Source organism: Hahella sp. HN01 (assembly GCF_018986435.1).
Taxonomy (GTDB): Bacteria; Pseudomonadota; Gammaproteobacteria; order Pseudomonadales; family Oleiphilaceae; genus Hahella.
Genome location: NZ_JAHMIN010000011.1, coordinates 146,134 through 159,731 on the forward strand (window position 1 = coordinate 146,134; position 13,598 = coordinate 159,731).

Here is a 13,598-nt window from a genome sequence, read left to right on the forward strand (position 1 = left end):
TGAGGGGTACAGTACCCCCCTCCCTCTCATTAACCCACCGTGGACACCACACCTATATGGCAAGAGAATTCCAAGACACCCACTTCCGCGTAAAAAAACTGAATGGTTATAAAGTACGAGAATTTAAGGCTTTATTGGAAGCCAACAGCGCCGACGATACGCCGGTTCTACTCAACCTGAAAACAGACCACAAGCTTTGGTTCCGCTTTTTCCTGGATGAAGGCAAAGGTTTTTGGGAAGAGTGGGAAGATTTTGACGATAAGCCAGGCGATGGCGAAAGAGAAGTCGACTATGCGTCGCTTTTCAACATCAAATCCAAGACTATCAAAGATATCTGTTGTGAAAACGCCAGAATCAAAATCAGATTCGAAGGCGGCGGCGAGTTCTGTCTGAAATCGAAAGACGAGAGCAACCACGACGCCGAAAGCCAGGCGACATTCCGTCGCTAAGCGGTTAACAGCACTTCTGTTCGATCCCTTTCTTTTTAGCGCTTTTCGCCCACAGGGCGCGCGCCCTACGAAATTCCGGGATAAATCAGTCGCCCACCGTCACACAATGCCGGTTTGTATCCGGTATGACTTACATTAAAAATAAATCGCGGCCGTTAAGGCATGAGCGTATTTGCACGCTCAGCATACTGCTCTAAACGGCCGCCAGACTCTACCTTTGACAGGACGCAGTCGGCTCCCCGCAGACGCAAGTCAACGGACTCGCTCATTGGGGCATGAGTTAAAGCGACTACGGAAAAGAAAAGTGCTAGAAGGAGTACGTAATGCCGGTAAGAAAGACGTTAGAATGCGAGCCTTTAGGCAAGCCTATATATTGATATTCCAGAATCGTCACCCCGAAACCGCCTTCTTTTCTCTTCCAGTTGAGACCCAAACCACCATACGGACGCACGCCAGTGTATGTCCTGTCTTCATCCTGCTTATCGCGATCCTTATAATCGATACTCACGCCATAATCAGTGTAAGCGCCGCCGACTTTGGCAAATGCATTAAATCTCTCTGAAAGCGCCGCCTCGCCTTTGATACTCAGAGCAAAGCCATCATATTCGGTAGATTCGGTATACTCACCAAGGCTGCCAATATAAGAAGTAAAGCCGGAAGTGATATTTTGCTGGGCGAACCAAGTGGCTTCCACCGCCAGAGACGGATGGAAATAATAGCTATAGTTCAGCTGTACGTGAAAGCCGACATCAGAGTTGTCACCACGGGTATCGCCAAAACCCAGAGAAGCGCCTAATTGGTGCTCGTATGCGTTCGCACAAGCTGAACTTAATGACATAACCACGGCGAAAACCACGCTTGTGGATCTAGACATAAACATCCTCAACATAAAAATACAATCAATACAAAGACCTGGCGGTCTACGCTCCATTAAGCACAGCATTTTACCCTAACGCTACAGGCGCCACCGTTACTGTATTTTACCTACGCTCCCCTGCGTAAATTACGTACGCCCCGGCGAGATGAGAGCGAAGCACACCCGGCTATTCCTGGGTTAGAGCCCAGGAAACAACGTTAAAATAACTTATCGAGACCTTTGTCAATCGGGGCATGTCCTCTGCTCAAATGATGGTCCTGAGCGAACGCTTACTGTAAGCTGCACATCCGCCAGCGAGGCTGGCCCCAACACTGTATCAGCAAGAAGAAGTTATCCTATATGAGCTTTGCCTCCCTCGGCTTGTCCGCCCCCATTCTCGACGCTATTTCTGAACAGGGCTACACATCGCCCTCCCCTATCCAGCTGAAGGCGATACCGGTCGTACTGGAAGGCAAAGACGTCATGGCGGCCGCGCAGACGGGAACCGGCAAAACCGCCGCCTTCACGCTGCCCATTTTGGAACGCCTGTCTAAAGGCGAGCGGGCGCGCTCCAACCAGGCTCGCGCCTTGATCCTCACACCGACGCGGGAGCTGGCAGCTCAAGTCGGCGACTGCGTGTCCCTCTACAGCAGCAAATTGCCACTGCGCTCCACCGTGGTTTTTGGCGGGGTAAAAATCAATCCGCAGATGATGCGCTTGCGTCGCGGCGTAGACGTGCTGGTGGCAACGCCTGGACGCCTGCTCGACCTGTACAATCAAAACGCCGTACGCTTTCAGGATCTGGAAGTGCTGGTGCTGGATGAGGCCGACCGTATGCTGGACATGGGCTTTATCCACGATATTCGCAAAATTCTGGATATTTTGCCAAAGCGCCGGCAAAACCTGATGTTCTCCGCCACCTTCTCTAACGATATTCGTAAGTTAGCGAAGGATCTGGTTAACAATCCGGTGGAGGTTTCCGTGAGCCCGCCCAACACCACGGCCAAAACGGTCAAGCAGTGGATTCACCCGGTAGATAAAAAGCAGAAATCCGCACTATTGGCGCAACTCATCCGCGACAATAACTGGGATCAGGCTCTGGTATTCAGCCGCACCAAACACGGCGCCAACCGCCTGACGCGGCAACTCAGCGCCAAAGGCATCAATGCCGCCGCCATCCATGGCGACAAAAGTCAGAACGCCAGAACCAAGGCGCTGGCGGATTTCAAAGCGGGAAGCGTACAGATTCTGGTGGCGACGGACATCGCAGCGCGCGGCATCGACATTGATCAACTGCCGCAGGTCGTGAACTTTGATCTTCCCCAAGTAGCGGAAGATTATGTACACCGTATCGGACGCACAGGCCGCGCCGGCGCGGAAGGACAAGCCGTATCACTGGTCAGTGCGGACGAGTTCAAATTACTCGCCGATATCGAAAGACTGATTCAAAAGCGCCTGCCCCGTGAAGAAATCGACGGATTTGAGCCTGAACAACGGCTGCCGGAGTCGCGCCTGCCGACTCAGCCCGTGAAGGCGCGCAAGCCGAAGAAACCTAAAGCAGCCAAGAATGGGGACCAGCGCGGTCAAGATAGAAAGGGCGAGAAAAAAGGCCCTCGACAAGACGGCGCAGCGAGAAACAATACAAACGCGCCTCGCAGACAACGCAGAAGAGGCGCTAGTGGCGCTGGAAAACCTGCGCCACGCAAAGAGGCCAAGGGTAACTAGTCGCTTCTTAGATCTCAGACTTCGGGGCTGACTTGTAACAGTAAGCCCCGACTTCTCATCAACTCCTGATCTTTCTAACCCGAAATGATCGCCCTTTCATTTTTCCTTTGCCCAGTTTATCCATAGCAAGTTTGACGACGCTGCCCGCGACGGCGACATATGCGCAGTTGTCAAAAATGTGAATTTTGCCAACCAGTTTGCCGTCGACCCCGCTTTCACCCGTCAATGCACCGAGAATATCTCCTGGGCGCACTTTCTGCTTCTTACCGCCATCGATCTGCAGGGTTTCCATTGGCGGTTTATACGCTGGGTTCTTCAGCAGGCTGGTTGCAGGCGCAGGTTCTGCGCTGACAATAATCTCCTGATACTCTTCCAGGCGGGCGATTTTGTACATCTCGGACTCACTATAGAGAGTACAGGCAACACCGCTCGCGCCAGCGCGGCCGGTGCGCCCGATACGATGCACATGAACCTCTGGGTCACGGGCGATATGGAAGTTGATGACGGCATCCAGAGCGTCGATGTCCAGCCCGCGGGCGGCGACATCGGTAGCAACCAGAATAGATGCGCTTTTGTTAGCAAAGCACACCAGAGTCTGATCGCGATCTCTCTGCTCCAGATCGCCATGCAAGGCGACAGCGCTGAAACCATGGCTCACCAGCATATCCGCCACTTCCTGCGTCTCGCGCTTGGTGTTGCAAAATACGACGGTGGATTCTGGCTTATACTGCAGCAGTAACAGTCGCAATACTTCCAAACGATGCGCATCGCCTTCCACCTTGTAGAAATACTGCTGAATACTGGTGTCGTCATGTGAAGACTCCACCTTGACCATCACGGGGCTGAGCATGACTCGCTCCGCAATGGACTGAATCTGGCTCGGATAGGTAGCGCTGAACAGCAGCGTTTGCCGCTGCGCCGGCATCTTTTCCACGATAGCGTCCAGCGCCGCCTGAAACCCCATGTCCAGCATGCGGTCCGCTTCGTCGAGCACCAGGGTATGCAATTCGTTTAGAACCAATGTTCCTTTACGCAAATGCTCTTCAACACGTCCCGGCGTCCCTACAATGATGTGCGCGCCATGTTCCAATGAACCAATTTGTGGCCCAAACGGCATACCACCGCATAGTGTTAATACTTTGATGTTATGAATCGCTCTCGCCAAACGGCGAATTTCTTTGGCGACCTGATCCGCTAATTCCCGCGTGGGGCATAAAACCAGCGCCTGGACGCAAAAGCGTTTTACATCGAGTTTGTTCAGTAATCCCAAGCCAAAGGCCGCCGTCTTGCCAGACCCGGTTTTMCCCTGAGCGATAACATCCTTTCCCGCCAGTATCGAAGGCAGGCTTTGCGCTTGAATAGGCGTCATAGAGTGATACCCAAGCGTGGACAGGTTCTGCAACAGTCCTGGATGCAATGAAAGAGAGGAGAAAGCGGTGGCGCTCAAGGTGAAGTTCCTTTGGATGGTATAACTGCGGTGCGTCGCTGGCGTCGATTAGTCGCCGCGCGATGTGATGTATCAAACAACAAAAAAGGGCAAGGCTACAAGCCCTGCCCTTTGTGTCTCATCTGTCGATCAGACGGCGATCCCTTTGCAGTATTTGCTCAGGTTCGCAAAAAATACGCCGCTTACAGCGGAACGATGTTCTCTGCCTGAGGTCCTTTCTGCCCCTGAGTAATTGTGAACTCGACTTTCTGGCCTTCGGTCAGAGTTTTGAAACCAGAACCAGTGATGGCGCTGAAGTGAGCAAAAACGTCAGGACCGGATTCTTGCTCGATAAAACCAAAACCTTTGGATTCATTGAACCACTTTACAGTGCCGGTAACAGTATTGGACATAGTCATATCCTAAATAATCTTGAGTAAATCAATGCCTTGCATAAGGCCGCTTTGCTGGAAGTTTTTCTATTACTTATGAAAACAGGACGAGGACTATAGACAGGACTTCGAAATGGTATTGCATAAATATCAGATTTACTTACAGACTGCTCAAAGTATATGCAGGGCGATTTCGGTGTCAAGATGGAACAGACATATCCTTTCGTCTTCGTGGCCAAGTTTTCTAATTTTTGATCTATTTATAGCAAACGAGACGGAATTCCTCCCCACTTTTACCCCGGCGGCGCCCTTGCCAGACAGATAAACGCAACGGCTGACTCATGATCAAACTAAATACAATCTAGATTGTCTGACATTCATGCATAGAGGCTTCAGAGGCAAGAAAGTATTTAGTCGTCAAGAAACAATTCTACTCTCCAAATAATTGATCGTTGTTCAAATAAGCAAGCATTTCTATTTTCTGACCGAATGGACAGATATAAATAGAAACAGCGTCAACGTTTTTTGTTACGTATAGATTTCGCCAAGCATTCCTGCAGCCTGAGCGGGCTGAATTGCATCAGCGGGGATATAGATAAACGGACCATAGCTTTCCATGCGAACAAACATACCTGTTTCGGTTTTAAACACCGACTCAGGCCACTTTTTCTCATCACCCGCTCCGAAACCAATACCGTCTTGGTAAAAACGAACCTTGATTTCAGCAACGCGCTTCCCGCTCTTCATTCGATGGGTAATCCATCGCTTTTTCCGAGCGGGAATTGCAATGAAAGCGCCCGCGCCATAAATCAGCGCAACCACGCCAAAAGATAAAGGGTAAACGCCGCCAATCACGCATGACACAGCGCCTGCCGCAAGCAGGAAGCCCGCCCATAAGGGGGCGAACTTCCTCCAACGGTCAATGTGTTTGAGCCACTGACTATATTCTTCTTCGTAATAGCGTTTTGACTTGCTGAAATGCGCTTCGGCGATCATTTACCCAACTTTGCCAATTAATCGGTGTTCTGCTGCTGAGTGACGTCATAGCAGTTCGGAGCGGAAGCGCCGATATAATCGACGGAGATAGTGACGCCTTGCATGCAGAATGAATACTCCGCCGCCTCGCCCGTGACATACACATCATCTCCCGGACGGTATCCACTCAAGTCACCGCCCAGAGTGTAAAGACGCCCTTGTGTGTCCCTGAATGCAGGACACTCAACACCCTCCTCTGTAAGCCGCCCCTTCAGACAGACTTTCTTGGATTGCGACACGTCAGATTCCCCCAGCATGGCCGCCTTCGAGTTACTCTCCGCATGAACGCGAACACCTTTCAACCCATCCGGTATCACCGCCATGCGATATGTCACGCTCATGGAGGAGATGACTTCCGCGGCCGGCTGATCAGGGGGCATGGCGACAAACCCAAAGTCGTAGATTCCGTCTGGAGGCGCCTGTATGTATTGGAAAGCAACCAGCTCAGCATTGCTCCAGCCTGCGGTAGGTATCATCCCTTCCGCCCGAATCTCCAGCATTGGCGGATAACTTTCCAGTATGTTCACCTGTACGTTATCAACCCGGTATACCATGGATTTCGCAGCGGATTGTCTTTGGTCTGCGGCGTCCCCATCCGCCCAAACCTCCGCCGGCGCCGCCAAAAGCAGCGGCAAACAGACGGCCATATGTCTCAGATTTACTCGCGCCCCAGTGAAAAGACTGACGCCTTTATTTATTCCATTCATTTTTTCGTCCTTTTTGAGTCAGTATGAAAATACTCTTTCATTCCCGCCAGGTTCTCGTCAGATCTTCAGAATAAAGAGCGATGGCTCTTCTGTATTCCTGCACATAGGGGTCCTGGGAGGTAGCGGCGATCACTTTCAGCAACGTTTCAACAGACTGCCTGGGTTCCCCTACATTGAACAAAGCCATGGCTTTGAACACGTGCAACTCATGCGCTTCAGGAAACTGCGCCAGCCCTTCATCAAAGGTATTCAGCGCCAGCTCATATTCTCCCAGTGCGCGATAAGTGCTGCCCAACCCCAAATATGCGCCTCGCAGCAGCGTCTCCGATAACTCTCCGGAAATTGCGTTGAGATAGTACGGAACAGCTTTCGCCTCCAATCCCAAATAGTCATGAACGCAGGCGGCCTCGTACTGTAGCTCAGCGTCGGTAGGAAAATCTTCCGTCAATTGCACGGCAAGGTTACGCGCATCTTCATGACGCCCTTGCTCCCGTAGATATCTAATGGACTCTGCATTCATCATACTTTTTACTGTCACTCCGTCTGAAAACTCCCCTTCAACATCCCGGAAGGAGATTACGATCACCCGGCTTCACGCCGCATTCTGCTGTATTTCATTTTCCCCAAAACTGACTGGGAACAATTCACGCTTAAGCATGAATAAAGTTTTCTTTCCGTAATACCGACTCGCCACTCCAGCGGTACGCCACCAATTTCCCCTGCTTGGCCACTGAATAATCAAGGCAGGCCACATTGGAAGCCAACGGCTCCGGTTCGCCCGCCAGCCAATAATGACCAACAAAACAAGGCGGCCGTTCTTCTCCGTATCTGGGCATCGTTGCCGGAGCCGGAAGTTGTGCGGCGTCGCCAATCTCCAAACCAATAGGCAACGCCACCTCTCCTAAAGTCTTCGCATCGCGCCGCCACCACTGCACGCGAATAGCGCCCCTTTCGGTTCCATCTTTGTCATGAAACACGATTCCATCAGGCAACTCTACCTCTACCCCCTTAATCAGGGTTTCAACGGCAGTGAACATCTGGTGTCCTTCAGTGGAGGCGTCAATCAGCATGTCCAGATCCAGCAACCCGGAGGGCGAGCGCGTACGAACGATGTCGATGTAGTCATCATGCCAACAGGCGTGAATAACTCGCAGGCCGTCCAACTCCAGCCAGAGCGGCAAGCTATGGAAAAACGCCAGCACGTCTTTTTTCAATTCAGGCTCAGATTCAAACTCGTTCAGAAAAGCCTGATGCTGGCGGATATTCTTTTCCGTACGACGGCGCAGATACTCTCCCTGGTGTAAGGTGTGGAACGCCAGCGCATTAAATTCATGATTCCCCATCACCGCCAACGCATGACCATTACTCACCATTTTCATGACCAGCGCCAACAGTTCACGGTGTTGCCGCAAGTGTTCTCCGCGGTCAATAAAATCTCCGAGAAAAATGACTTTGCGCTCTGGATGCGCATAACCATCGCCAGTATCCACATAGCCAAGCAGTCGCAGCAATTTGATCAGTTCATCCGCATGGCCATGAATATCGCCAATAATGTCGTAATACTGCCTTTTCATATTCGTTCTCCCTCTCCAGTAGGGTGACGGTTCGCCTCTCGCTCCCTCTCCTGCAATAACGCAATAAACGCCTTAACCACGGTCGACTCTCTGTTGTCCGGCGAAATTATCCACGAGAACTGGCGCGTCAGATTAAGGGGTGTGCTCAGCTCAACCAGCAGACCCTCGCGCACTTCGTCCACAATTGAAAGCCCTGACAGACAGCCTACGCCCAGCCCCGCACGCACAGATTGCTTGATCGCCTCCTGTCGGGACAACGCCAGAGCAATGCGCGGCCGCACGCCCATGGCTTGCATCGCCGCATCAAACACCGCCCGCGTGCCAGACCCAGTCTCGCGCACGATCCACGGAAACTGCTCCAGCGCTTCCACTCCAATGTTATCAACCTGCGTCAAAGGATGTCCCGTCGCGCAGAAAATCGCCAACCTATCAGACTGCCAGGGTGCGATGTGCAATGTGGGGTGCAGGGCTGGCCCCTCAATCATGCCAATGTGCGCACGCCCTTTTTCAAGTAAAGCAAGCACCGTCTCTGTATTCTGTATCTGCAAATCGGGCTCTACTTCAGGATAGCGTTTGACGAACTCCGCCAACAGTGAGGGAAGCAGATAGGAAGCAATTGTAACGCTGGCCGCCACACGTAGAGGACCAGCCACTTTTTCAATGTCAGGCAGCGCCAATCCATCCACCAAACCAAGAATTCGTCTTACGCGCGGCAGTACACGCCTGCCAGCGTCACTCAACTCCAGCTCACGCCCCACTTTATTGAGCACAGCGTAACCCAGCGCCTTTTCCATTTCCCGAATGGACTGGCTTGCCGCCGACTGACTAAGACATTGCTCCTCAGCCGCCAGAGTTAATCGCCCCAATCTGGCGGTAGCCTCAAACACTCGCAATTGCCGCAGGCTCACATTCATCGATTTTTCTAAACTATCACTTAAAAAACATCCAATATACTTATCATAGATGTTTTCTTAAAGTCCCCTTAACGAAAATTCAAAGGGGCTCACGCCATGCTAGTCCGCCTGATCGCGCTTGCTGTTTGCGCTATCCTACTCGCTCAAATTCCCTTTATCGCCGCCTTGGGACTCAGCGCCCTTCCCCTGGCCTCACTGCTGGGTCTGCTTTATGGCGCAGCGACTACCCACAACACCCAAAGCGCCGCCACTACCCTTAACTTCTGCCAGCAGAAACTGCTGCGCTTGGGCATCATCCTGTTCGGCTTCAACCTCAGTTTTCAGCAAATAGCCGCTATTGGCTGGCGCACCGTATTGCTGGACGCCATAGTTATCATTTTCGTGCTTTCTGTCGGTATTTATCTGGGGGTCAAGCTTCTGCGCCTGCCCAAGGAGATAGCAACGCTTACCGCCATAGGCAGCGCAGTTTGCGGAGCCGCTGCCATCATGGCCGCCGAACCTGTTGTTCGCGCAAAAGAGCAGGATGTCGCGGTCGCAGTGGGAACAGTAGTCGTTTTCGGCACCCTCGCCATGTTTATCTACCCCGTCATATATCGCTTTACTGCAATGGAACCATCGCTATTCGGGATATATATCGGCAGCACCGTGCATGAGGTCGCCCAGGCTGTCGCAGCGGGACAATCCATCAGCGGAGAAGCCATGCAATTCGCGGTAGTCGCCAAACTCATCAGAGTGATGCTGTTGGCCCCGGTCATCATCGCCCTCAGCGCACTGCTATTCCGCACTCCCGCCGGCGCCAGCACTCAAACAAGGATAGCCATCCCCTGGTTTGTCTTGGGTTTTATCGCCGCAGCAGCCATCAATAGCCTGATCACCTTACCTGAGTTTGTATTGGAAGCATTGAAATGGAGCTCCCAGCTCGCCCTCACCCTGGCCATGACCGCTCTTGGCGTCAAAACCCGCTGGAGCGACATACGCAAAGCTGGCGCAAAGCCCATCGCATTATCGTTGATTCTGTTCATCGTATTACTGGCAGGCGGATTTGGATTGAACGCATGGATGCTTGAAGCGACGATTTAGAGGTTGCTATCGCCCTCATGCGCACCAGTCATTACAAATAATTATTTAAAGCCGATTTGCATGCAGGGCGGAGCTCGTCTGCGATTATACTCCGAGTCCAAACTTCGCCTGTTATGTCTGCTATTTCACTGGGACTTACAGGCAGTCGAGCTAGCGTAAAACGACAATCTGACAAACTTGCATAAGTTCATCCACCCACTAACCACATGACTCATTCAGCTAGGATCACACAACAGATTCGCAAAATATTCCAAGGGGTTAAGAGCGCAGAAGAAAGTGTTATGAAGAGCTCAAGCTTCTCACAATGCATGCGAGGGCTCTTTTATGGCGTCTTTCTTATTCCATTAACCGCTTGGGCCACTTTAGACAACCTGACCTCCAGCGAGACGCCTGGCGACCCCTCCACTTGGTCAGATGGCTTGTTACTGATGGTCCTCCCCATTCTTCTGCTCGCTATCCTTTTAGCTGCAATGACGATAGAAATACTGATTTTTTCAATCCTGGAGAACATTGCCTTCAGGAAAAACACACCGCATCCACTTTACACACGCCTGGGAGTCGTATCCTACTCCATCATTGGCATTTCTTATTCTTCCTTTACTTTGCTCTATTGCCTCAATGGCCTGTTTAGCCTAGCGATAGCAGTCAATCCAATTACCGCCAGATTAGTCATCATGCTGGTGAGAGGCAGTTATGAGAGTAGACGTCGATAGAATCCTGACATTGGTCTGGCGACCCTTTCTGGCTGGTCTATTATTAATGCTTTCCAAATTTGCCAATTGGACACTGATATCTGGGAAAATGAAAATGCTGATGCGATAGAAGATATTGATGATGAAATTTACGGTTGGAGTGCGGACTTCTCCGCAAGTCTAGCCTACGCAGGAGGCTTCTCAGGAAATCCCGGCGCAAACAACAATAAGCGTCGCGAGTTCTGGGAATGGTATTTAAACCAAGCTGCTGAGGAAGCTTACAAAAGTGTATGCCAAAAGTAGCACAGGTTATCTTCCCTATGCATGTCGGTAATGAGCAAGCCATGCTTCGATCGCCCCAAGTCAAAAGTAACAAGCAGGAGGTAAGCTAATGACAGCACACTACAAAACTGCCGAAGCCCTTATTCACTTGGTTAAACGCTCCCCTTTCATGAGCTTTGTATCAAGCGAAGACGTAACTATTGGGTTCCGATTCGATAACAAGGACGCATATGTGCTGGGTTTTGGGGACGAGGATGAGCCAGAGATCAAGCACTATCTCGATTATCGCGATACTGATGCTGTCGATTATTGGGCTTATTTGCAGTTGGATGACTTATTCAGTTCGCTTGAAAGTGGGACTGGGCTGAGTGAACTCAAACTCATTCGCTCAGAAGGGGTAAATGATATTCATCCAAGAGTGGACAGCCTTGTGATGAAATGCTTGGCGGAACTGGGCCCTTACCCTCTCTCTGACAGAGAAGACTTTGTTTATGGGTCTCTTTTTGGCTATGACGATCCACAGGTGATTTGGCAATCAGAGCACTCGCCGCTCAGGGTCCTTCGCTATTGTGACGAGGAAAACGAGCTAGACATCCTGGTCACATCTGGCTTCAGCGATCAAAACTCCGAAAATTGCTTTGAGCTTTTGATGATCACTGACCCTGATTCTGCGCCACTTATCAGGCAGTTTGTTGGCTGGGCAATTAATTTTGAACATCAGTTTGATACCCTTGAGGTCGGAGACTTTCTTCAAACCAATGAGGAGCGAATTCCAGACACCATCTACGGCGGCTTTTTGGTCCTTCCTCCCGTATCCATTAACGAAGAGTTTCCGGTTGGAAATCATATGAGTAATTGGCGCGTGCTTTTGGGCGCCACACCCAGCGAACTTGCCATAGCAAAAACTGAAGGACCACTTCACATAGCACAAAAAATCTTTGAGGCAGGCTACTATGACACAACTCCAGATTGTCGCGAGCCTGTTGCATAACGCAGTAACTGTATAAGCGCATCAATTCAGTAACGCCATGACCAAAAACATCAAGACCGTTTTGTGTTCATGCGCCAGACTTTTCGCCACCTTTCGTTTGACATAATCAAGCCACGCGCAATTTCAGACACCCTATTCCATCGGGATTATTGAACGTCATCTGAATCCCGGTAATCAAAAAAATCAGGAAGCTCGCATCCAAATGCGCCTTCGTTGTCGTCTTTGAAAGTAACAAAGATTGATGCACGAAAGCCCATTTAGGAGACGATCATGATTTACGGTTTAAACAATTATCAAAGTATCGGCCACACAGCGCAGTTTGGATTCCGCAATTTTCAATGGGTTCTGCCTGGTGTTCTGGTGCGCTCATCTCAGCCAAATTATGCAGGGCATGACCAACCCCATACGCTTAGCTTTGTTCAAGTCGACTTCTTAAAGAAGAAAGGGATTACTTGCATTATCAGCTCTAACGAATACGCGTTAGAGGAGCACTCAAAGACGCTTTTGAAGACTTACGGAATCTCTTACTACCACTTCAAAATCGCAGACTTTAAAGCGGCCACTCCTGCACAACTTCTAAAGGCAGCAGAAATCATTGAAGCAAACAGAAAAAGAGGAGCCACTCTCGTGCATTGCGGCTACGGAGAAGGCCGGACAGGAACCATCGTCGCCGGCTGGGCGATGACCAAACACATGAAGACCCAGACAGGCGCGGACATCAACGCAATGTGTAACTCGTTGAGCTTAAAGGGGAACTTTGGCGTCGAAACGGCAGACCAGGTCGAATCGATTCGAGCAGCGGCAAAGCTACCGAGTAATTCTGCGACAACACCTCTTACTCTGGGGTTAGGTTCAGGCGCCAGCTTTGGCGCACTAATGGGGTCTGCCCCAAGCTTCACGGGCCCAAATGGATCAGGCGTTGGATTTTCCGGCCCCTCAGGATTAGGCATGCCAGACGATGCGAGCATGCCAGGGTTCTTTTACGCCAACTTTAGTTCAGGCAATAGCGACGGCTTTTAAGTTTTCCTGACGCACTATTGGCTTGCCCCCTCCTAGTCCGGAAATATGGAGGGACTTACCGATTAATGACGTAAGTCCCTTCCTCGACGCCGATCAATTTTCCACCATCTTTGGCGTCACGCCACTTTTCACGATTTTTGTAGCCACACTCGCACATCAGGCGATAATTAAGCTTGTCTCGCGAAGGCTGAATTCTTTGAATGGTCGCCCTTTCACTGAATATTTCAGTCTTGGACAGCAATTTTAACCTTAGCGTCGCCAGCTCAATTTCACTGATTAAGCCATGCGAAATGGCGTCTTTAGGGTTAAGAGCGATATTTTTGGATAGCTCTTGCTTCCACCGGTCCAAATGGTCAATAACATTGAGGGTTTGGCGGTAAGCGTCAAAACTTTCGTGTACTTTCATTATTCCTTAAATCAAACAGTCAAAATCCGCCTTGCCTGCGACACGACAA

The 13,598-nt window shown here is 50.8% G+C and carries 16 protein-coding genes; 7 read left to right on the forward strand and 9 right to left on the reverse strand.

Annotated elements, in window-relative coordinates; all coding sequences use genetic code 11:
* The first annotated feature begins 56 nt into the window (after positions 1-56).
* A complete protein-coding gene (locus KP814_RS12910; RefSeq protein WP_216737157.1) occupies positions 57-449 on the forward strand; it encodes a hypothetical protein in 393 nt (130 codons plus the stop codon).
* Positions 450-756: 307 nt separating this feature from the next.
* On the opposite strand, the gene KP814_RS12915 is transcribed toward KP814_RS12910, so the two are convergent.
* Positions 757-1,323, reverse strand: a complete 567-nt coding sequence (locus tag KP814_RS12915; protein WP_216737158.1) for an outer membrane beta-barrel protein — start codon at positions 1,321-1,323, stop codon at positions 757-759.
* 342 nt (positions 1,324-1,665) lie between these two features.
* On the opposite strand from KP814_RS12915, the gene KP814_RS12920 reads away from it, so the two are divergent.
* Entirely contained in the window at positions 1,666-3,030 is a 1,365-nt protein-coding gene (locus tag KP814_RS12920; protein ID WP_216737159.1) for a DEAD/DEAH box helicase, read from the forward strand.
* Between the two features lie 58 nt (positions 3,031-3,088).
* Here KP814_RS12920 and dbpA read toward each other — a convergent pair whose 3' ends face one another.
* The 7 genes from dbpA to KP814_RS12955 form a co-directional block, all read right to left on the reverse strand.
* Positions 3,089-4,477, reverse strand: coding sequence for an ATP-dependent RNA helicase DbpA (dbpA, locus tag KP814_RS12925; protein WP_216737160.1), 1,389 nt, complete (start codon positions 4,475-4,477; stop codon positions 3,089-3,091).
* A gap of 182 nt (positions 4,478-4,659) precedes the next feature.
* Positions 4,660-4,869, reverse strand: coding sequence for a cold-shock protein (locus tag KP814_RS12930; protein ID WP_011398470.1), 210 nt, complete (start codon positions 4,867-4,869; stop codon positions 4,660-4,662).
* Between the two features lie 507 nt (positions 4,870-5,376).
* Positions 5,377-5,844, reverse strand: coding sequence for a hypothetical protein (locus KP814_RS12935; protein ID WP_216737161.1), 468 nt, complete (start codon positions 5,842-5,844; stop codon positions 5,377-5,379).
* A gap of 17 nt (positions 5,845-5,861) precedes the next feature.
* A complete protein-coding gene (locus tag KP814_RS12940) occupies positions 5,862-6,590 on the reverse strand; it encodes a DUF5818 domain-containing protein (protein WP_216737162.1) in 729 nt (242 codons plus the stop codon).
* A gap of 37 nt (positions 6,591-6,627) precedes the next feature.
* Positions 6,628-7,128, reverse strand: coding sequence for a tetratricopeptide repeat protein (locus KP814_RS12945; protein ID WP_216737163.1), 501 nt, complete (start codon positions 7,126-7,128; stop codon positions 6,628-6,630).
* A 112-nt stretch (positions 7,129-7,240) separates the two neighbouring features.
* Positions 7,241-8,164, reverse strand: a complete 924-nt coding sequence (locus KP814_RS12950) for a metallophosphoesterase (protein ID WP_216737164.1) — start codon at positions 8,162-8,164, stop codon at positions 7,241-7,243.
* A complete protein-coding gene (locus KP814_RS12955; protein WP_216737165.1) occupies positions 8,161-9,078 on the reverse strand; it encodes a LysR family transcriptional regulator in 918 nt (305 codons plus the stop codon). The genes KP814_RS12950 and KP814_RS12955 overlap by 4 nt, the downstream gene beginning before the upstream one ends.
* A 96-nt stretch (positions 9,079-9,174) precedes the next feature.
* On the opposite strand from KP814_RS12955, the gene KP814_RS12960 reads away from it, so the two are divergent.
* From KP814_RS12960 to KP814_RS12980, 5 genes are all read left to right on the forward strand, one after another.
* Entirely contained in the window at positions 9,175-10,158 is a 984-nt protein-coding gene (locus tag KP814_RS12960) for a YeiH family protein (RefSeq protein WP_216737166.1), read from the forward strand.
* A gap of 281 nt (positions 10,159-10,439) precedes the next feature.
* Positions 10,440-10,871 carry a hypothetical protein gene (locus KP814_RS12965; RefSeq protein WP_216737167.1) on the forward strand — a complete coding sequence of 144 codons (432 nt, stop codon included), beginning with the start codon at positions 10,440-10,442 and terminating at the stop codon, positions 10,869-10,871.
* Between the two features lie 57 nt (positions 10,872-10,928).
* Positions 10,929-11,153 (forward strand): Imm5 family immunity protein, encoded by a 225-nt coding sequence (locus KP814_RS12970; protein ID WP_371824058.1) that lies wholly within the window; start codon positions 10,929-10,931, stop codon positions 11,151-11,153.
* 88 nt (positions 11,154-11,241) lie between these two features.
* Entirely contained in the window at positions 11,242-12,123 is an 882-nt protein-coding gene (locus tag KP814_RS12975) for a suppressor of fused domain protein (RefSeq protein WP_216737169.1), read from the forward strand.
* Between the two features lie 270 nt (positions 12,124-12,393).
* Positions 12,394-13,143: a protein-tyrosine phosphatase family protein gene (locus tag KP814_RS12980; RefSeq protein WP_216737170.1), complete on the forward strand. Its 750-nt coding sequence runs from the start codon at positions 12,394-12,396 to the stop codon at positions 13,141-13,143.
* A gap of 55 nt (positions 13,144-13,198) precedes the next feature.
* Here the strand turns inward: KP814_RS12980 and KP814_RS12985 are convergent, their stop codons facing one another.
* Positions 13,199-13,549 (reverse strand): hypothetical protein, encoded by a 351-nt coding sequence (locus KP814_RS12985; RefSeq protein ID WP_216737171.1) that lies wholly within the window; start codon positions 13,547-13,549, stop codon positions 13,199-13,201.
* Between the last annotated feature and the right edge of the window lie 49 nt (positions 13,550-13,598).

What these genes read in the sequence shown, in the direction of transcription:
- KP814_RS12930 (WP_011398470.1), bottom strand. Translation starts at nt 4,869, where the DNA reads ATGTCCAATACTGTTACCGGCACTGTAAAGTGGTTCAATGAATCCAAA.
- KP814_RS12960 (WP_216737166.1), top strand. Translation starts at nt 9,175, where the DNA reads ATGCTAGTCCGCCTGATCGCGCTTGCTGTTTGCGCTATCCTACTCGCT.
- KP814_RS12910 (WP_216737157.1), top strand. Translation starts at nt 57, where the DNA reads ATGGCAAGAGAATTCCAAGACACCCACTTCCGCGTAAAAAAACTGAAT.
- KP814_RS12950 (WP_216737164.1), bottom strand. Translation starts at nt 8,164, where the DNA reads ATGAAAAGGCAGTATTACGACATTATTGGCGATATTCATGGCCATGCG.
- KP814_RS12985 (WP_216737171.1), bottom strand. Translation starts at nt 13,549, where the DNA reads ATGAAAGTACACGAAAGTTTTGACGCTTACCGCCAAACCCTCAATGTT.
- KP814_RS12980 (WP_216737170.1), top strand. Translation starts at nt 12,394, where the DNA reads ATGATTTACGGTTTAAACAATTATCAAAGTATCGGCCACACAGCGCAG.
- KP814_RS12965 (WP_216737167.1), top strand. Translation starts at nt 10,440, where the DNA reads ATGAAGAGCTCAAGCTTCTCACAATGCATGCGAGGGCTCTTTTATGGC.
- KP814_RS12955 (WP_216737165.1), bottom strand. Translation starts at nt 9,078, where the DNA reads ATGAATGTGAGCCTGCGGCAATTGCGAGTGTTTGAGGCTACCGCCAGA.
- KP814_RS12940 (WP_216737162.1), bottom strand. Translation starts at nt 6,590, where the DNA reads ATGAATGGAATAAATAAAGGCGTCAGTCTTTTCACTGGGGCGCGAGTA.
- KP814_RS12975 (WP_216737169.1), top strand. Translation starts at nt 11,242, where the DNA reads ATGACAGCACACTACAAAACTGCCGAAGCCCTTATTCACTTGGTTAAA.
- KP814_RS12920 (WP_216737159.1), top strand. Translation starts at nt 1,666, where the DNA reads ATGAGCTTTGCCTCCCTCGGCTTGTCCGCCCCCATTCTCGACGCTATT.
- KP814_RS12915 (WP_216737158.1), bottom strand. Translation starts at nt 1,323, where the DNA reads ATGTCTAGATCCACAAGCGTGGTTTTCGCCGTGGTTATGTCATTAAGT.
- KP814_RS12935 (WP_216737161.1), bottom strand. Translation starts at nt 5,844, where the DNA reads ATGATCGCCGAAGCGCATTTCAGCAAGTCAAAACGCTATTACGAAGAA.